An 18,444-nucleotide genomic window follows, 5' to 3' on the forward strand; every position below is an offset into this window, starting at 1 on the left:
ATGCGCCCCTACGTTCGCAAAGCGATGTTTTTTTCACTGGAAGTCTCCTACAGGTGCAGGTGTGCACGTAAAATTTCTTGAATTACTTGTCGTACAGCTTCTTTACTCAAACTGCCATCTACCCGAACAATTCGTGAGGGATGGGATGCTGCTAGATGTGCGTATCCTTGCTGAACGCGGCGATGAAAAGCGATTGTCTCTTGTTCAATGCGGTCTAGTCCTAATTTATCTGAGAGTTTGCGGGACAGTCCAACCTCGACATCGACATCTAGCCAAATAGTTAGATCGCTTTCTAAACCACCAGTAGCAATATTATTAAGCTGATTGATTAAACTCATGTTCAGACCGCGACCATATCCTTGGTAGGCAATGGTAGAGTCAGTGTAGCGATCGCATAAAATATATTTTCCAGCTGCGAGATTTGGTTTAAGTTCTTGTTCAACGTGTTGCGATCGATCGGCAGCATACAACAATAGTTCTGTCACTTCTGCAACTGGCTTGCCCTGAGCGGAGCCAAAGGGTTTATCTTCTGACTTTTCTAGTAGCAAGCGACGAAGATGTAAACCTAACTCTGTTCCCCCTGGTTCGCGAGTTACCACCATAGAAACACCTAGACTTTCCAACCACTCAGAACAAAGCTGGATTTGGCTGGTTTTGCCACAGCCTTCTACCCCTTCAAATACAATTAATTTCCCACCCATGCTTTTTTGTTCGCTGCTATAAACTGATTCGCTGACGTTTCATCAGATCAAGAATAGCGCGAAGTGTAAAATTAACTTGCAATTGCGATCGCAGTCTACGATTTAGTTTCCTGAAAATTACTGTCACTTAGACGGTACAGTATCTCGCCAGCTTTCGGCACAAGCAAGATACCTTCATCTTCTCGGTTAGCCCATTCAGTGGGTTGAATAGTCGCCGGATCGCGATAATTTAAGTTATGAGCAGCACAGCGTTCAGCAGAAATGCCAGTAGCTAAAGTCACGCGAATCCGCGCTTGTTCTCCTTTTATCGGATCGAAAGTACCCATCCCTCTTAAGTGAGTACTATGGGCCAGAACTCCAGCAGGATACTCTTGGAATTTATCCCACTGTTTGAGAAAGTAATCCCGCACATGATAGCCAATTTGGGAGAGAATTTCGCCGTGTGTATAGCTAAACTCGGTAATATGAGGCGCATATATAATTACTTCACCTCCGTCAGCTACTACTGGCTCTAGCTTGTACATTCCTTTTGCTGCTGTCCAAATGTCATCATACATTTGGGGCATGACTGAAAGCACTTGTTTAAAAGGCCGATTTATATATTTAATATGCAATTTAGCTGATAGTTTTGCAGCAGCTTCCCAAGCTGATTCTGGTCGATCTATGTAAAGTCCAGCTAGCTGATTTGTTTTCGGTGCGACCACCATCGCAAAACAAAGTTTCGGGGTAGAAATCAGGTTAGCGGCTCGGTTAATCAAACGCCGGACTGGTGTTATTCCCAGCGTACCAATAATTTCGTAACAAGTAATTAAAGCACCTAACCAGTGGGAGAGATTAATTACTTCTTGACCACCAATACCAGGGAAAAAATATTTATTTCCACCAGAGAAACCGACAACTTCATGAGGGAAAACTGGGCCGCAGATCGCGATTAAATCGTATTCTGTGATAAGCTTATTAATACGCACATCAACTGACTGATGTAGCATTCCACCACTAATTTCTGCTATCTCGTCTGCCGAAATTTCTCCACAAGAAATAAAGGTATCTGGCTCATTCCAAAGGTGGTTAAAGATACGAATTTTTTTTAAAGTTGTCTCTCGCTCCTCCGGTGTCACTCCCACCAAGTTATTGATTTGTTCTTCACTCATAGGATTATGTGTACCCAGAGCAATTAAAAAATCCAGAGCCGCTACTCTTTGACTCAGCTCCTGATGAAATAATCGAAACATTTGAGGGATGGGAGCAGTGCGCGTACTATCTGGAATTAACACCAAAATGCGCTGTCCATCCAACTTAGGGTCTGCTAAAGCTTGATGAACTAGCCCGGAAACTTGCTCATCTGAAAGTGTTCCGTTATTTATAGCCAGTGAATACATGACATTATTAAACTCCACTGTAGATACTAAATCCACCATCTACCGGCACAACTACCCCGTTAACAAAACTAGAACCAGAACTACATAACCAGATTAAGGTACTGAGTAATTCATCTGGTTTTCCGAAACGTCCGGCGGGGGTATGGTCAATAATTTTTTGCCCGCGTTCGGTCAAACTGCCATCTGCATTTAGAAGTAAATCTCGATTTTGTTCGCCAATAAAAAAACCTGGTGCGATCGCATTTACTCGCATTCCATCACCATATTTTTGGGCGAGTTCTACAGCTAGCCAGCGAGTAAAGTTATCTATCCCTGCTTTCGCCGCTGAGTAACCAACCACCCGGCTAATCGCTCGAATAGCAGACATAGAAGAAATATTCACAATGCAACCGTGGGGCTGACTTCTTTCCACCATTGCTTGACCAAAAACCTGACAAGGTAGTAGAGTGCCAACTAAATTGAGACTAACTACTTCCTCAAAGGCAACGCGAGGCATATCAAAAATAGTCGCATCAGCAGTAATTGTGGCAGCCGGAATATTACCGCCAGCCATATTTACCAAGATATCTATTTCACCCCAACTCTGTATAATAACATCCCTAGCGATTTCTAATTGAGAGCGATCGCTAACATCTGCGATCGCAGCCATACTTTCTCCACCATTAGCAGTAATCTCAGCCACCACCGCCCCCGCCCTAACTTCATTGCGGCCCAAAACCACCACTCGCGCTCCCGCTAAAGCCAAACCCTTTGCCATAGCCCCACCAAGCACACCAGAACCACCAGTAACTACCGCCACCCGCTCCTTCAAACTAAAAAGTTTACTTAAAATCAACTCAGCCATCACCCATTCCCCCTCTCTGCGTACCTCTGCGCTTCCCTTCGCGCCCCTTTGCGTTTCAACTCCCCTCAAACTTATAAGCAACCTTAGCGAGGTCATAAGCCAAAGCACGAGCCATACCATACCCTTCCTCTTCCTCAACCAATCCCCGTGCGACCAATCCAGCCAACCAATTACAAGCTACCCGCCGCCAAACATTGTGACGAGCCGGAATCGAAACAAAAGCCCGCGTATCATCATTAAATCCAGCAGTATTATAAATTCCCGCAGTTTCCATTACCTGATTGAAATAACGCTCCATACCATTTACGCTGTCGTGAAACCACCAAGGCGGGCCGAGCAATACACTGGGATAATGACCAGCTAACGGAGCCATCTCGCGGCTATAAGTGCTTTCATCCATGCCAAAAATGATTAAATGGAAGCGGCGATCGCTACCGTAAGCTGATAACAATGGGCGTAGATTGTGAGTCCATTCGATTTTTACGGGAATATCAGCACCTTTATCAGCGCCAAATTTCTCAAATAAAGCTGGGTTATGATTACGCATCACACCACAATGCATTTGCATCACTAACCCATCTTCCACACTCATCCGCGCCATTTCCATGAAGATATGACCGGTAAAATGTTCTACATCACCTAAATTCAGCTTACTGGCTAATGCTCTCGCAAAGATAGCTTCAGCTTCTTGGTCAGAAAGGCGTGTGGTATAAGGTGTAGCTGCACCTTGATCGGTAGCTGTCGCACCCATTTTTTTAAAGAAAGCTCGACGTTCTTCTAAAGCTTCTACAAAATTGGCATAAGTATTAATTTCTCTACCAATAGTACTTTCCAACTTGGAAAGATTTTCGCGCCAACCAGGAGCATCCAGCTTAACTACTGCATCAGGGCGAAAAGTTGGTCTAATTTGAGTAAAACCTTCTTCGTGGAGCGATCGCTGATTCTCTAGGTTATCACTGGCGGCATCGGTAGTACAAAGCACTTCAATGTTAAAGCGTTTGAATAAAGCACGCGGGGAAAACTCCGGTGAGGCTAACAAACCTTCCAGATAATCATAGATACGTCCAGCATTGCGAGAATTTAAAGGTTCATCCACCCCAAAGACGTTAGTTAGTTCCTCTTTCAGCCACAACCCTGATGGAGTACCTTGAAATAAATAAAAATGGTCGGCGAACAATTGCCAGATTTTACGGTGGTCGGTTTCTACTGGCGAACCATCATTACTTGGTATGCCCAAAGCTTGCAGAGATACGCCCCGACTATAAAGCATCCGCAAAAGGTAGTGGTCAGGGATAATCAGTAATTCCGTGGGCGAACCAAAACGGGCTGCGGGATTAGCTAACAAAGCTGGATCTACGTGTCCGTGTGGGCAAACTAGAGGTAACGCAGATATGCTATCAAAAAATTGATGAGCTAATCGTCTTTGAACTGGTTCAGGAGAAAAGCAGCGATCGGCAGATAAACCCAGTTTTTTAGTTAACATAATTTTTGTATAAAATGTTTTAAATTTTAAATTGTTAATAATGCTGCACTGCTACCACGTTTTAATAGAAAAGGAGATAAAACGCGGTTTTCCACAGTTTTTTCTTCTATTAAATCGAGTAACATTTGCATAGCTATGCCACCAATTTCTAACATGGGCTGACTAATTGTGGTGAGCGCTGGCGTAACGTAACAACCCAAAGCAATACCATCAAATCCGACGAGGCTTAAATTTCGCGGTACTAAAATACCTAATTCTTGGCAAGCTAACAGAGCGCCAATTGCTACCATATCGTTGTAACAAAATATGCCTGTAACTTCCGCAGCCAATAGTTTAGATAGCATATTTTGTCCGGTGTTTACGTCGCTGGTTCTGGTATTATATTCATCACTAATTGAAACCCAATCAGTATTTTGTGGGATACCAGCTTCTGCAAGGGCCATTTGATATCCTGCTAGGCGCTGCTGGTTCGATCTGCTGCGATCGCCTACACCCAAATAACCAATAGCGGTGTGTCCTAAACTAATTAGATGCTCTGTCGCTAATTTAGCACCTAAGCGATCGTCTATTGCAACTGAATGAAATATTTCTGATTGGTCTTCAGTTTGACTATTAATTAGAACTGTTGGTACAGCAATTTGTGTGAGTTGTTTAGTATGCTGTTTACTAATTCGCGAGTCAGCTATTAAAATCCCGTCTACCCTGCGGCGATGAAAAGTATCAATAGCTGCCATTTCCTCCTCAAAATCTCGGTGTGAAGCACTCAACAAAACACTCAAACCTGCTGGTTTGGCTATCTTCTCGATTCCCTCTACCACCTCAGCGTAAAAGGGATCTGAAATTGAAGTTACTACTACACCAATAGTATTAGTACGTTTATTTTGCAAGCTTTGAGCAATAGCATTTGGCACATAACTCATCTCCTCTGCCAGTCGCTTAATTTCTTCTCGCACTTTCGGGCTAATGAGAGCATTATCTCGCAAAGCGCGTGAAACTGTAGAATGAGAAACCCCTGCTCTGCGGGCAATATCTTCAATTGAAATTCTTCGTTTATTCATTATTTTATTTTAGGTTTTAAATATTGCACACGTGTGCATTTGTATGTATTATAGAAAATAATCGTCATTTGTCAAGAGATTTGAATACAACTCACATTTTGCGTGGCAAGGAGTTAAAAATCCTCACTCTCACCTCCGTCAATGATTACAACTACAAGTTACAAATTACAAATTCCGAATTAGTTGAACTTTTATTAAGAAAAAAATGATTATTATCGTCATGGGTGTATCTGGTTCGGGAAAAACCACCATCGGAAAACTACTAGCAAACTCCTTAGAATGGGAATTTAGCGACGCTGATACTTTCCACTCGCCAGAAAATGTTGAGAAAATGCGGCGCGGTATCCCTCTGAGTGAAGAGGACAGAATACCTTGGTTACAAGATTTGCAAACAGCCATCAAGCATTGGTTGCAAGAAAATAAAAATGTAGTGCTGGCGTGTTCGGCTTTAAAAAATAGCTATCGGCAATTTTTGGTAGTGGATAGCGATCGCATCAAGTTAGTTTACCTCAAAGGGTCTTACGAGTTGATTCAAATGCGGTTAAAAAAGCGTAGCAATCATTACATGAGTGAAAAACTACTCAATAGTCAGTTTTATACACTTGAAGAACCAGTAGATACTCTATCTATGGATGTTGCACAGCCACCCCAGATAATTGTCCAAAACATTAGAACTGCTTTAGAAATTTAGCTGAGTGGTGACAACCGTAATATTAAGATTAATCACGTATCTAGGAAAACACGAATTTTTGGCAACTAAATCACATCAGATGTAAGTCTAAAAAAATATAAAAGCAAGCAGATAACTGTAATGGTAGGAGAAAAGTAGTGTTTATAAGATTAGCGCAACAGCATCAGGAGTTCGTCCAAGACTTGGTAATGAACCTGCAAGCCTTGACAATTATACTTGAGCGGCATGGCTATACTGCGTCTTGTTATACATGCGGCGAGCAAATGAACAGTGCTTCATTTATGGTTAGCCTGAAAGAAAAGCACCTGATTCGGTTTTTAGTGTCTGATTACGGAATTACTTGGATGGAATTGTGGGACGATCGCGAATTAATGAAGTTGGAGGGTGCAGAAGCGATAAACCAGCTACAAGAGTTGGCTAATATTGTCAAGGATTCCACTGCCATACAATTAATAAAATAGTTAACGACTCTTTTGGCTGAGTTCGACAAAAAATTAACAGAGGTTTTGCACGCGTGTGTAAAACAAAAGAGAAACTTATATATAATCAAAGGCTTGTGTACACGCGTACACAAGCCTTTTCAAAAATCTATCCAACACAAAAATCAGCTATAGAGGCGTACAACTGTACGTCTCTAAGGCGTAGCGATCGGGTGCTGTGGTACAAGGTTGTCGCTACTGAAATGACAGTTAGCGATCGCATCAGTGCTTTGTCTTTACTCCAGTCCAAGCAGATTGGACAAAACACTGAAAGAAATAAGTTATGCACAAGTATGCAAAGACGAAATGAAACTTAACACCTATTTTTGCACACGTGTGCAAAAATAATAAATAAGTCTAATACAGGTTTTGCACACCTGTGCATAATAGAGTGCGAAAATAAGATTTAACAAATACAATATCGGCAACTAGGAAGATATGTCTCAAACTCTAAATAATGCCATTGCTCAACTTCAAAACAATCCCTTACGTTCGCTAGAAGAATGGGAAGAAGACTTACTTAATCGCTATCCCGATCCAGATAACATCGTTAAAGAAGGTAAAACCACCGAAGAGTACAGGAATTACGAAACTACTATTAGATATACGGTAAAAGAGTTTTATCGGTTAAATCATATTAATCAAACATATAATTTTGTGCTTCAAAAAGAAAAAGAATTTTTGAAGTTTGATAAAAAAGAAATGTCTGTTTGGGATGCGGTCGAATTTTTAAATCAGTTGGTTGATGATTCCGATCCTGATACAGACATGGATCAGTTACAGCATCTATTGCAAACATCAGAAGCTATTCGCGCTGATCGTCATCCTGACTGGATGGTACTTACTGGCTTCTTTCACGATATGGGGAAAGTGCTTTGTCTGTTTGGTGAACCTCAATGGGCTACTGTAGGCGATACTTATCCTGTAGGTTGTGCATTTTCTGATAAAATTGTTTTCTCAGAATTCTTTAAAGAAAATCCTGATTATAATAACCCCGATTACAACACTAAATATGGCATTTACGAGCCTAACTGTGGATTAAGTAATGTACACATGTCATGGGGTCATGATGAGTATTTTTATCAGATGATGAAAAACTATTTGCCCGAACCTGCATTGTATATGCTTCGCTATCACTCATTTTATCCTCAACATCGTGAAAATGCCTATGAGCATTTGATGGATAAACACGATCGAGAAATGTTGAAATGGGTACGTTTATTCAATCCCTACGATTTGTATTCCAAAAATCCTATTCCTCCTGATTGGCAGAAATTAAAACCATACTATGAAGATTTGGTGGCTAAATATTTACCGATAACATTAAAGTTTTAAACTGCTAGAAGAAGAATTTGTAATCTTCTATTTTGGGGAGATAAAATAAGAGTAAGAATTGATATGCAAACTTTCTTTATCCCTAATCAAGCTTACAAATATTATCTTGTTTACTCTTTTATTGCCTGCATATGAAAGAAGAGCAATAACAAACAAATACACTTGTCAAGCTGATGAAAGTTGATTTTAAAAATCTAACCAAAGGATGTTTACATTTTCCGAAATTTCGCACTAACAATCAAAAAGCTCTCTACTCTAATAGTATCTTTTCTGAAAAAGATTGATTGAGAAATGTTAACGTTTTTAACATCAATCCTAATATTGAATAGCCTAACTTATCCAAATACTTTGGAATAAAGACTTTGGGTTCTATCGAGAGATTTAAAACCTTTTATATTTGTAAAGTTCGATAAACAAAAATAATTTTTGCACTGGATCGGGATAAAATGAAAAAAGTCAAAATAAATAAAGATTGACAACTTTAATAATACTAATTTTTGGAAGTTTCACTTAAAAGCTGTTTTCAGGCTATGCACTATAAAGTCATTTCACCAAAAGAATGTGAGTATTTTAAGTAGTGTAATGTTCGTAATTCTGCTTTAAAAATAACCCATTTTGTTTTGTGAAACTAATAGCAATAACTCCAGCTACTTCCAAATCCAATACCTTTGGAGTTTAAATTGCAAAAGCTAGTAGTATCGCTAGGTTAGGTCTAAGTTTTTAAGACTTAGTTTATCTTGCGATCGCCTTTCTCAAATTTAAATCAGTTGTTAGAAATAGATGAATATGAAAAGAATTTCGCTCATAGCTGGTATATTAGGTTTTGCGGTTGTTGGTTGCACAAATGGCGCTCATAATGACAACACTGCTACTAATACTACTAACAAGGCTACTAATATAAGTGCAGAGAGTCTTAGTACTTCAAATAGAAAATTGCAAACAATCGGTGTAGCTTTGGGTGATTTAGGCAATCCTTTCTATAATGCTGTGCAGAAGGGGGCCGAAACAGAAGCCCAAAAAATCGGAGGGAATATCAGAGTTAATGCAGTTTCCAGTGGCTTTGACCTAAATCAACAAACCAATCAAATCGAAAATTTTACGGCTGCAAATACTGACCTAATTATCCTCAGCGCTGTTGATAAAAAAGGAGTTAAACCAGTTATTGACCAAGCAAGGCTTGCAGGTAGGGTTGTGATTGCATTAGATTCAGCCGTTGATGCAGATGTGGATGCGATGATTAGTTCCAACAATACCCAAGCTGGTGAAGTTGCTTGCCAATATATTGCCGATCGCCTCAAAGGTCAAGGTAGTGTAGTCATCCTCAACGGTACTCCAATGGACTCAATCAATCAGCGAGTGAGTGGCTGTGAGAAATCATTGTCTAAATATCCGAATATTAAACTCATCTCTAAAGAGCAAAACGCTGAAGGGACTAGGGATGGAGGACTGAGAGTCATGAGCGATTTGCTGACAACCTTTCCGAAAATTGATGCCGTTTTTGCTACGAACGATCAAAGCGGTGTTGGTGCAGATTTAGCAGCTAGACAAGCAAGACGCAATGAATTTTTTATTGTTGGGGTTGACGGATCGCCAGATGCAACCAAAGCAATGGAAGATAAGGATGGTGTATTTGCTGCAACTGCGGCTCAAAATCCCGCAGGGATGGCTGAAAAAGCGGTTCAGATTGGCAACGATATCATTCAGGGTAAAAAACCTGAGTCATCTAAGATTCTGATTCCAGTCAAGTTAGTTACTAGAGAGAACCTCAGCAGCTATCAAGGCTGGTAATTTGTAATGACGCTCTCTACGAGACGCTAAAAGCGAACGAAGACTCGCTAACGCTACGCTAACGTAATTCGTAATTACAAAACACACAAAAGGCTTGATACAGGAAGATTAGAACATTTTACCCTGTTTTTTAATACGTCGTTTTCAAATTTGTGTAAGTCAGAATGACTTGTAGGAGATATATGAATGTGAAAAAGATTGCGTTTACCTCTGGCGTTACGCGAAGCGTAATTACAGCTAGCTTATTAAGTATCATCAGTGGCAGTCTTATCGGCTGTACAAATGGTTCTCCCGATGACAACACAGCTACTAACACTGATACTCAACCTGCTACGAATATTAGTGCAGAAACTAAAACCGCCACTGGGAATAGAAAGTTGCGATCGGTTGCCTTCACTGTTGGCGATCTGAGTAACCCTTTCTTCGTCGTTATGGGACAAGCAGTTGAGGCAGAAGCGAAGAGAATTGGCGGAAAAGATGTCAATGTTATTATAGCTTCCAGTGCTTATGACCTTAATCAACAAGCCAACCAAATTGAAAATTTTACTGCTGCAAATACTGATGTTATTGTTTTAAATGCTGCTGATAAAAGTGGAATTAGACCAATAGTTGAAAGAGCAAAAAAAGCAGGTGAAATTGTTATTGCCGTAGACACAGGTGCAGAGGGAGGTGTGGATGCCACCATCACAACTAATAATGTCCAAGCTGGAGAAGTTAGTTGCAAATATATTGCCGATCGCCTCAAGGGTAAAGGCAATGTAGTAATAGTTAACGGGCCGCCGGTGGACTCAGTAATTCAGCGAGTTAGTGGCTGCGAAAATGTATTATCCAAATATCCCAATATCAAAATCCTCTCTAAAAACCAGAATGCAGATGGTAGCCGGGATGGAGGACTGAGAGTTATGACTGATTTGCTCACAACCTTTCCGAAGATTGATGCTGTTTTTGCCATTAACGATCCGAGTGGACTTGGTGCAGAACTAGCAGCAAAGCAAGCACAACGTAAAGATTTCTTTATTGTAGGAGTTGATGGTGCGCCAGAAGCAATAACTGCGATCGCCAATAAAGATGGTTTATATGCAGCAACTGCTACTCAAAATCCACGAGGGATGGCCCAAAAAGCAGTTCAAGTTGGCAACGACATTTTAAATGGTAAGAAACCTGCTAATCCAACCATTCTGATTCCAGTTAAGTTGATCGCAAAAGATAACGTCAGCACAGAAAAAGGCTGGGAGTAATAAAAATTATGAATTTGCAATTGAAAATTATGTCTTTTGATATAACTCCTTTGGCGCATTTGTAAAGTTTTTGCATATACCTAGAATGTCCGACAGTTTTCATTTAAATTAATACCAAACCTCATTTCTATTTCCTGGCTTTTGTTTAATAGAAAGATGGGTTTATAAAAAAGTTAAAACTCTGCTGCACCGAATTGATAACCGCTATGTATGTGCATCAGTGGAAAGTTTGAGTGTCTATTTATAGTACTTGGACTTTCCCAACAATCTCTCTGAACTAACGTTAACAACAAAGGATGAAAATATCTCTTTCCCACTCATAGTCAGCTTTTAAAATATGATTTTGCAATCGATAAAATATGAATTTATTCATTTCTAATTCAGATTCGCGAATTTTAAATAGTTTTTACAGGTTTTGCTGATGACAACCAATATTGAAACTTCACGTTCTGATACACCAACTAGCACCCCAGTGTTAGAAATGCAAGGGATTACAAAACGATTTCATGGTGTATCTGCGCTCCAAAATGTTAATCTGACGATTTACCCAGGAGAAGTTCACGCCCTCATGGGTGAAAACGGAGCAGGCAAAAGCACATTGATGAAAATCCTGGCAGGGGCTTACATTGCTGATGAAGGAGAAATTCGCATCAATGGTCAACCCTTGAAAATTACCGATCCGGCGACAGCACGCAAAGCGGGTATTAATCTCATTTATCAAGAATTGAATGTTGCACCGAATTTAACCGTTACCGAAAATATGTTTATGGGTAGCGAGTTGCGGCGAGGTCAGCTTTTAGACCGCCAAGCGATGCAACTAGAAGCAGAAGAAGTGCTGGACAGCCTGGGAGCCAATTTTACCGCCCAGACTATAGTTGGTACTTTGTCCATCGCCGAACAGCAGCAAGTGGAAATTGCTAGGGCGCTGAAGGATAAAAGCCGTGTTTTGGTGATGGATGAACCAACAGCAGCATTGTCTGACCGCGAGAGCGACCATTTATTTGAGGTAATTCGCAAACTGCGGCGTGATGGTATTGCGATTATTTACATCAGTCATCGCATGGAAGAAATCTATGCCCTAGCTGACCGGATTAGCGTGTTGCGTGATGGTCAATATATTGGCAGTCTGACACGCAGCGAAATTTCTCCCCAGCGATTGGTGCAGATGATGGTTGGTCGCTCCATGCAAGACTTTTACGAACATCAACGGCAAATGAATCCTGGGCCGGTGGTACTGTCAGTCAGAAATATGAGCGACGCCCGCAAGAAGATTGAGCCGGCTAGTTTTGAACTTCATGCTGGAGAAATTCTGGGTTTAGCGGGGCTGGTAGGTGCAGGACGCACAGAACTATCCCGGCTGATTTTTGGTGCAGACCGTAAAGGTAGTGGCGAAGTATTTTTGAATGGCAAAAAATTGGAAATTAATACGCCCAGTGATGCCATTGCAGCCGGAATTGGCTACGTTCCAGAAGACCGCAAAGACCAAGGTTTATTTCTGGAAATGAGTGCCCGCAAGAATATTGCTATCAACACACTCAAGCAAGATGCAAAGGGTGGAATTGTTAACTGGCCTTCAGTGAATCGCCTGTCAACAGATGCGGTGGAAAACTTCAATATCCGCCTAGCCAATTTGGAAATTAGAGCGCTCGATCTTTCTGGTGGTAATCAGCAGAAGCTACTGTTAGCGCGTTGGTTAGCTATTAAACCGAGAGTGTTGATGTTAGATGAACCGACACGCGGCGTAGATATTGGTGCCAAAAGCGAAATTTACCGAATTATGAGCGAATTGGCAGCGCAAGGTGTTGCTATTTTAATGGTTTCCAGCGAACTAGCGGAGATTGTCGGCATGAGCGATCGCGTCTTAGTGATGCGAGAAGGACAGCTGGTAGGTGAACTGGATGGCAGTCTTGGCAAAGAAATCACCCAAGAAAAGATTATGCACTACGCAACTGGAGCATCGGAGGTATCAGGATTATGAGTCAGACAGTCAGACCGCCTATCAATAAATCAGCCAACAATCCCGCAGCTCGCAACCGGAAATCAATCAGCACCCTGTTGGAAGTTGCGGGTATTTTGCCAATCTTAGTAATTATCTGCATCTTATTTACATTCCTTTCTCCCAACTTCCTCACCGGTGCTAACATCGTCAATATCTTGCGTCAGGCATCAATCAATATTGTGCTAGCGACAGGAATGACCTTTGTAATTCTCACTGGCGGTATCGATCTTTCAGTTGGGTCAATCTTAGCTGTTTCTGCGGTAGTTGCATTACTGGTATCGCTACTACCGGCTTTAAGTTGGGCGGCTGTACCTGCTGCGTTACTTGCAGGATTGCTGTTAGGCTTACTCAACGGTGCGCTCATTACCTTTTTGGATGTGCCACCTTTTATTGTGACGCTGGGTTCACTTACAGCCTTGCGGGGTGTTGCTTTTTTAATTGCCAAAGGTACAACCCTGATTAACCCTGACATAAATTTTGCTTGGGTGGGTAATACATATATCGGCCCCATTCCTTGGCTAGTGATAATTGCGCTACTGACTGTGATAGCTAGCTGGTTTATCCTGCGGCAAACTGTTTTAGGAGTGCAGATATATGCTGTGGGTGGTAACGAACGGGCAGCCAGATTAACAGGGATTAAAGTTAATCGGGTGTTGCTATTCGTCTATGGTATTAGCGGATTACTGGCAGGTTTAGCAGGAATCATGAGCGCCAGCCGTCTTTATAGTGCCAGTGGCGTAATAGGTCAGGGTTATGAATTAGATGCGATCGCAGCTGTTATTCTAGGTGGAACCAGCTTTACAGGCGGTATTGGCACCATTGGTGGCACCCTTTTAGGTGCATTGATTATTGCGATTCTCAACAACGGTTTAACCTTGTTGAACCTATCTTACTTCTGGCAACTAGTCGTCAAAGGACTAGTAATTATTTTGGCAGTAACTATCGATCGGTTACGCAGACGTTCTAGACGGTAAACAAGCAAGGGAGCAGGGGGCAGGGAGCAGAGGGGAAAGAACTAATTCCTAATTCCCAATTCCCAATGCCCAATGCCCAATGCCCAATGCCCAATGCCCCATGCCCCATCCCCAATAATAAAAAATATATAAACTATGACCTCCACTACTACTCGTCGTAAAGCCAGCACGTTTTATGTAATTTTGATTGCTGGTGCCGCTGCCCTCGGCGGGTTTTTATTCGGTTTTGATACTGCTGTAATCAACGGTGCGGTTTTATCTTTAGCAAAAGCTTTTAATACCAGTAGTTGGGTGACAGGGCTGGCAGTATCCCTAGCGTTGCTGGGGTCTGCCATCGGAGCCTTCTTTGCCGGACAGATTGCAGACCGTTATGGTCGAGTCAACGCAATGGTGGTTGCTTCGGCATTGTTTACTATCAGTGCCATTGGCTCTGGGATTGCCTTCACTATCTGGGATTTTATTTTTTGGCGAGTATTAGGTGGGATTGGCATCGGCGTTGCTAGCGTCATCGCGCCAGCTTACATTGCCGAATGTTCTCCCACCCATTTGCGGGGAAGGTTAGGATCTCTGCAACAATTAGCGATCGTAGTGGGAATTTTCGTTGCCTTATTGAGCGACTACTTTATCGCTACGTCAGCAGGTTCAGCAGACTCGCCGTTTTTGTTTGGGGTTGCAGCTTGGCGCTGGATGTTTTGGACAGCAGTTCCACCAGCAGTATTCTACGGGATGGTAGCTTTAACAATTCCTGAATCCCCTCGTTATTTGGTTGCCAAAGGACGAGAATCAGAAGCTGTTAACGTTCTGACCAAGATTTTGGGGGGTGACGTACTGCCAAAAATCGAAGAAATTCGGCAGACAGTGCTTCGCGAACGCCAACCCAGATTTTCTGACCTCTTAAGCAGAAGTGGCGGACTCCTCCCAATTGTTTGGATAGGAATAGGCTTATCTGTATTACAGCAATTTGTTGGGATTAATGTAATCTTCTACTACAGCAGCGTTTTATGGCGTGCTGTCGGCTTTTCCGAAAAAGATTCCCTATCAATCACGGTGATTACAGGAGCCGTCAACATTATTACAACACTGATTGCGATCGCCTTCGTGGATAAATTTGGTCGCAAGCCCTTACTGATAATAGGGTCAATCGGCATGACCTTGACATTGGGGACGATGGCTTATCTTTTTGGTCATGCTCCCCTCGATGCTGCTGGGAACCCCAATCTTACCGGAAGCGCCGGGACTATAGCTCTGGTCGCAGCCAACCTCTATGTGTTCTGCTTCGGTTTCTCTTGGGGGCCAGTGGTTTGGGTGCTGTTGGGAGAAATGTTTAATAACAAAATTCGAGCCGCCGCACTTTCGATTGCTGCTGCTATGCAATGGGTTGCCAATTTCCTCATTTCCACAACATTTCCTCCTATACTGCAATATTTCGGTCTAGGTTCTGCCTATGGACTCTATACAATTGCAGCTGCTACCTCATTCTTTTTCATTCTCTTTTTTATTAAAGAAACCAAAGGAATTGAGTTAGAAGACATGTAATTAGTATCCATCTAGTACCTCTGTGCGTAATTCATAATTTGTATCTCTGTATCCTCTGTGTTTGTGAGGTTGCATGGTTAAAGGAGTTTGTAGTCAGCACTTTAGTGCTTAGATTAGGGCTAGAGTCACTCATTACGAACTTCTCAAAATTAATGTGGTGGAGTACTAGATGGAACATTCACAACTGATGACGACAACGTAATTGAATAATATGTAGTAGAAGTTCCCAGTCCGGGAGCAGGAACATTAAACAATTTAGGAATTTAGGGCCGCACTTAATAGACCAAGCTTTGCATTTATTTGGAATGCCTGATGCTATTTTTGCAGACATCCGCATCACAGGCTGCGATCGCAGATAGATGATTGTTTTGAATTGATACTATATTACGACAAACTGCGCGTCAAATTAAAAGCAAGTTTCCTTGTGCGTGAGCCTGCGCCTGCCTATATCATACATAGCACTCATGGTTCTTTTCTTAAAAGCAGAGCCAGAAAGTGAATATGGCTTGCTGCATACAGAAAAAGATACAAAAATAATTCGAGAAAAAGTCAAAAGTTTACAAGGGAGCTATTTAGGTTATTACGATGCCGTATATAAATCTATCGTTAGTAATCAGCCAATTGCTGTTACCGCCGAAGACGGAATTAATGTAATGAAAATTATAGCAGCAGCTATTAAAAGCAGCAATGAGCAAAAAGTCATAACGTTGCTTGAATTGAGCTAAAACTTCAACTTAAAATATGTAATTTTAATGTTGATTAGCTCATACTTTGATTCGAGGGTAATTTCTTTCGTTACAAGCTCATAATTCAACCATTTTCAATTAATAAATCAATGCTAAAAACTATTTTTCCTAGCTTTTTTATTTTATTTTTGGCAATTCCAGCAGTTTGGGCAGCACCTCCAGAAGACGATCCTAATGCAACAGATGCTAATCGGACTTTGCAGGGACAAGTCACTTCTGTTTCCCAGTTTTCTGATGTACAACCAACTGATTGGGCGTTTGGTGCATTGCAATCGTTAGTGGAACGCTACGGTTGTATTGCAGGTTATCCCAATTCCACCTATCGCGGGAATCGTGCCTTAACCCGTTATGAGTTTGCCGCAGGTTTAAATGCTTGTTTAGATCGGATTAATGAGTTAATTGCCACAGCTACTAGCGATTTAGTTAATAAGCAAGATTTGGCAGTGCTGCAAAAGTTGCAGCAAGACTTTGCCGCAGAACTGATAACTCTGCGCGGACGAGTAGATACCTTAGAGGCACATACAGCAACATTGGAGGCGCAGCAGTTTTCTACTACTACTAGGTTGAATGCTCAAATTATCACCGCCGTTAGTGATACCTTTGGCGATCGAGTCGGTGGCGAAGATGATGAATCGCGCATCTACTTTGCAAATCGGGGTCGTCTCAACTTTGAAAGCAGTTTCACTGGCAAAGATTTATTGCGAGTCCGGCTAGAATTTGGTAACTTTGCGTCCAATGTTGGCAGTCAAATTGCCGCAGCCACAGGCACAGGGATGACACGTCTGAACTTCGATTATGACAGCAACGAGACACTTTATGTCCCCCACATCCGTTATTACTTCCCAGTCAGTGATTCCCTTAACTTCGTTGTTGGGCCTGTAGGCATTGGTTACACCGACATTTCCACCACCGTCACTCCCCCCACAATTGCTGACGACGGCAATGGAGTTCCCTCACTTTTTGGATCGTACAGTCCCTTATTCCGGCGAGGTGGCGGCGGTGCAGCCGCTAACTGGAACATTACCAAAGACTTGGTTCTCACCTTGGGCTATTTAGCAGGCAGTTCTAATGTGCCATCGCCTAGCAACGGGTTATTTGATGGCAGCTACAACGCCTTAGCGCACTTAGCCTATTATGGTAAGCAAGGAGCGATCGGTGTTGCTTACTCTCATGGCTATAGCCCTGCTGGAGTAATCGAACTCTCAGCTGGGACGGGTAGCGTCTTGTCAAACGCTCCCTTTGGCAACAACATTGCTACTTCCAACGATATTGTCGGCACACAGGGGTACTATCGCTTCTCCCCGAATTTTCAAGTCCACGCTTGGGGTGGATATATTTGGGCAAATGCCGAGAGTTCTGGTTTGAGTGATATTTCCAATGGTAGGGGTGGAACAGATTCTCTATTTGTGAACAATGGTGCCAACGCCAATGCCTGGTTTGGGGCGATTGGTGTGTCGTTTCCCGATGTGGGTGGTAGAGGCAATCTGCCAGGAATTCTCTTTGGTATACCACCCCATGTCACTAATAGTGATATCCGTCAAGAGCGAGACAACGCTTATCATATTGAAGCATTTTATCGTTATCGACTAAATGACAACATCTCAGTCACTCCTGGTTTTTGGGTGATTCTCAACCCGGAAAACGACAGCAGAAATGATACGCAGTATGTGGGTGTACTTCGCACAACCTTCGATTTTTAACTGAATGTCAATGGTTTGCTTGATCGACAGAGTGCTGAGTATTCAGTACTCTTTAGGGATTTACAATGAAAAAACAAAAATTATTTTTCTGTTACTACCAAATTCCACAGCGCATTAATCCCATCGCCTACATATTTTGAATCCCGGTGTTGTGAAATCCATTCGGCGACAGTAGCAATAACATTGCTGGAGTTTTTGCCCAAGTTGCCCAATGCAGAAGCAGCAGAGTTACGCACAATATCAGTCTCATCTTTGAGTAAGCCCAGCAGTGCTTCAACTACTTGTGGCGAGGCGTTGCCCAAGTTACCCAATGCAGAAGCAGCAGAGTCACGCACACTTTCAGTCTCATCTTTGAGTAAACCCAGCAGTGCTTCAACTACCTGTGGCGAGGCGTTGCCCAACTTGCCCAATGCAACAGCAGCAGAGTCACGCACACTCTCAGTCTCATCTTTGAGTAAACCCAGCAGTGCTTCAACTACCTGTGGCGAGGCGT

Annotated in this window: 17 protein-coding genes; 11 read left to right on the top strand and 6 right to left on the bottom strand. The window is 42.2% G+C overall.

The genetic code is table 11. The features are described from left to right. Positions 1-47: 47 nt before the first annotated feature. The 5 genes from tmk to RMX89_RS11435 form a co-directional block, all read right to left on the bottom strand. Positions 48-701: a dTMP kinase gene (tmk, locus tag RMX89_RS11415; protein ID WP_322689011.1), complete on the bottom strand. Its 654-nt coding sequence runs from the start codon at positions 699-701 to the stop codon at positions 48-50. A gap of 95 nt (positions 702-796) precedes the next feature. After that, complete coding sequence (locus RMX89_RS11420) at positions 797-2,080, bottom strand: lactate racemase domain-containing protein (RefSeq protein ID WP_322689012.1); 1,284 nt, start codon at positions 2,078-2,080, stop codon at positions 797-799. A gap of 7 nt (positions 2,081-2,087) precedes the next feature. Continuing rightward, positions 2,088-2,924 (bottom strand): SDR family oxidoreductase, encoded by an 837-nt coding sequence (locus RMX89_RS11425; protein WP_322689013.1) that lies wholly within the window; start codon positions 2,922-2,924, stop codon positions 2,088-2,090. Between the two features lie 55 nt (positions 2,925-2,979). Further along, positions 2,980-4,407 carry a glucuronate isomerase gene (gene uxaC, locus RMX89_RS11430; protein ID WP_322689014.1) on the bottom strand — a complete coding sequence of 476 codons (1,428 nt, stop codon included), beginning with the start codon at positions 4,405-4,407 and terminating at the stop codon, positions 2,980-2,982. Between the two features lie 26 nt (positions 4,408-4,433). Beyond that, positions 4,434-5,465 (bottom strand): LacI family DNA-binding transcriptional regulator, encoded by a 1,032-nt coding sequence (locus RMX89_RS11435; protein WP_322689015.1) that lies wholly within the window; start codon positions 5,463-5,465, stop codon positions 4,434-4,436. A gap of 205 nt (positions 5,466-5,670) precedes the next feature. Here RMX89_RS11435 and RMX89_RS11440 point away from each other — a divergent pair, with 205 nt between their 5' ends. The 11 genes from RMX89_RS11440 (at position 5,671) to RMX89_RS11490 (ending at position 17,951) form a co-directional block, all read left to right on the top strand. Further along, a complete protein-coding gene (locus RMX89_RS11440; RefSeq protein ID WP_322685522.1) occupies positions 5,671-6,156 on the top strand; it encodes a gluconokinase in 486 nt (161 codons plus the stop codon). Positions 6,157-6,293: 137 nt separating this feature from the next. Then, the gene (locus tag RMX89_RS11445; protein WP_322689016.1) at positions 6,294-6,617 is read left to right on the top strand and encodes a DUF1815 family protein; all 324 of its coding nucleotides are present in this window, start codon (positions 6,294-6,296) and stop codon (positions 6,615-6,617) included. 95 nt (positions 6,618-6,712) lie between these two features. After that, complete coding sequence (locus tag RMX89_RS11450; protein WP_322689017.1) at positions 6,713-6,952, top strand: hypothetical protein; 240 nt, start codon at positions 6,713-6,715, stop codon at positions 6,950-6,952. 121 nt (positions 6,953-7,073) lie between these two features. Further along, positions 7,074-7,970: an inositol oxygenase family protein gene (locus tag RMX89_RS11455; protein ID WP_322689018.1), complete on the top strand. Its 897-nt coding sequence runs from the start codon at positions 7,074-7,076 to the stop codon at positions 7,968-7,970. A 786-nt stretch (positions 7,971-8,756) separates the two neighbouring features. After that, complete coding sequence (locus RMX89_RS11460; protein ID WP_322689019.1) at positions 8,757-9,758, top strand: ABC transporter substrate-binding protein; 1,002 nt, start codon at positions 8,757-8,759, stop codon at positions 9,756-9,758. Positions 9,759-9,940: 182 nt separating this feature from the next. Continuing rightward, complete coding sequence (locus RMX89_RS11465) at positions 9,941-10,996, top strand: ABC transporter substrate-binding protein (protein ID WP_322689020.1); 1,056 nt, start codon at positions 9,941-9,943, stop codon at positions 10,994-10,996. Positions 10,997-11,417: 421 nt separating this feature from the next. After that, positions 11,418-12,974 (top strand): sugar ABC transporter ATP-binding protein, encoded by a 1,557-nt coding sequence (locus RMX89_RS11470; protein ID WP_322689021.1) that lies wholly within the window; start codon positions 11,418-11,420, stop codon positions 12,972-12,974. Next, positions 12,971-13,969: an ABC transporter permease subunit gene (locus RMX89_RS11475; RefSeq protein WP_322671913.1), complete on the top strand. Its 999-nt coding sequence runs from the start codon at positions 12,971-12,973 to the stop codon at positions 13,967-13,969. Before RMX89_RS11470 ends, RMX89_RS11475 begins: the two co-directional genes overlap by 4 nt. A 135-nt stretch (positions 13,970-14,104) precedes the next feature. Beyond that, positions 14,105-15,505: a sugar porter family MFS transporter gene (locus RMX89_RS11480; protein WP_322671914.1), complete on the top strand. Its 1,401-nt coding sequence runs from the start codon at positions 14,105-14,107 to the stop codon at positions 15,503-15,505. Between the two features lie 464 nt (positions 15,506-15,969). Continuing rightward, entirely contained in the window at positions 15,970-16,230 is a 261-nt protein-coding gene (locus RMX89_RS11485; protein WP_322689022.1) for a Gfo/Idh/MocA family oxidoreductase, read from the top strand. A gap of 110 nt (positions 16,231-16,340) precedes the next feature. Continuing rightward, the gene (locus RMX89_RS11490; protein ID WP_322689023.1) at positions 16,341-17,951 is read left to right on the top strand and encodes an iron uptake porin; all 1,611 of its coding nucleotides are present in this window, start codon (positions 16,341-16,343) and stop codon (positions 17,949-17,951) included. An 80-nt stretch (positions 17,952-18,031) separates the two neighbouring features. On the opposite strand, the gene RMX89_RS11495 is transcribed toward RMX89_RS11490, so the two are convergent. Then, a partial coding sequence (locus RMX89_RS11495) for a HEAT repeat domain-containing protein (protein ID WP_322689024.1) occupies positions 18,032-18,444 on the bottom strand: 413 nt, incomplete at its 5' end.

The sequence above is a fragment of the Nostoc sp. DedSLP04 genome (genome assembly GCF_034530775.1).
Lineage (GTDB): Bacteria > Cyanobacteriota > Cyanobacteriia > Cyanobacteriales > Nostocaceae > Nostoc.

What these genes read in the sequence shown, in the direction of transcription:
- tmk (WP_322689011.1), bottom strand. Translation starts at nt 701, where the DNA reads ATGGGTGGGAAATTAATTGTATTTGAAGGGGTAGAAGGCTGTGGCAAA.
- RMX89_RS11420 (WP_322689012.1), bottom strand. Translation starts at nt 2,080, where the DNA reads ATGTATTCACTGGCTATAAATAACGGAACACTTTCAGATGAGCAAGTT.
- RMX89_RS11425 (WP_322689013.1), bottom strand. Translation starts at nt 2,924, where the DNA reads ATGGCTGAGTTGATTTTAAGTAAACTTTTTAGTTTGAAGGAGCGGGTG.
- uxaC (WP_322689014.1), bottom strand. Translation starts at nt 4,407, where the DNA reads ATGTTAACTAAAAAACTGGGTTTATCTGCCGATCGCTGCTTTTCTCCT.
- RMX89_RS11435 (WP_322689015.1), bottom strand. Translation starts at nt 5,465, where the DNA reads ATGAATAAACGAAGAATTTCAATTGAAGATATTGCCCGCAGAGCAGGG.
- RMX89_RS11440 (WP_322685522.1), top strand. Translation starts at nt 5,671, where the DNA reads ATGATTATTATCGTCATGGGTGTATCTGGTTCGGGAAAAACCACCATC.
- RMX89_RS11455 (WP_322689018.1), top strand. Translation starts at nt 7,074, where the DNA reads ATGTCTCAAACTCTAAATAATGCCATTGCTCAACTTCAAAACAATCCC.
- RMX89_RS11460 (WP_322689019.1), top strand. Translation starts at nt 8,757, where the DNA reads ATGAAAAGAATTTCGCTCATAGCTGGTATATTAGGTTTTGCGGTTGTT.
- RMX89_RS11465 (WP_322689020.1), top strand. Translation starts at nt 9,941, where the DNA reads ATGAATGTGAAAAAGATTGCGTTTACCTCTGGCGTTACGCGAAGCGTA.
- RMX89_RS11470 (WP_322689021.1), top strand. Translation starts at nt 11,418, where the DNA reads ATGACAACCAATATTGAAACTTCACGTTCTGATACACCAACTAGCACC.
- RMX89_RS11475 (WP_322671913.1), top strand. Translation starts at nt 12,971, where the DNA reads ATGAGTCAGACAGTCAGACCGCCTATCAATAAATCAGCCAACAATCCC.
- RMX89_RS11480 (WP_322671914.1), top strand. Translation starts at nt 14,105, where the DNA reads ATGACCTCCACTACTACTCGTCGTAAAGCCAGCACGTTTTATGTAATT.
- RMX89_RS11485 (WP_322689022.1), top strand. Translation starts at nt 15,970, where the DNA reads ATGGTTCTTTTCTTAAAAGCAGAGCCAGAAAGTGAATATGGCTTGCTG.
- RMX89_RS11490 (WP_322689023.1), top strand. Translation starts at nt 16,341, where the DNA reads ATGCTAAAAACTATTTTTCCTAGCTTTTTTATTTTATTTTTGGCAATT.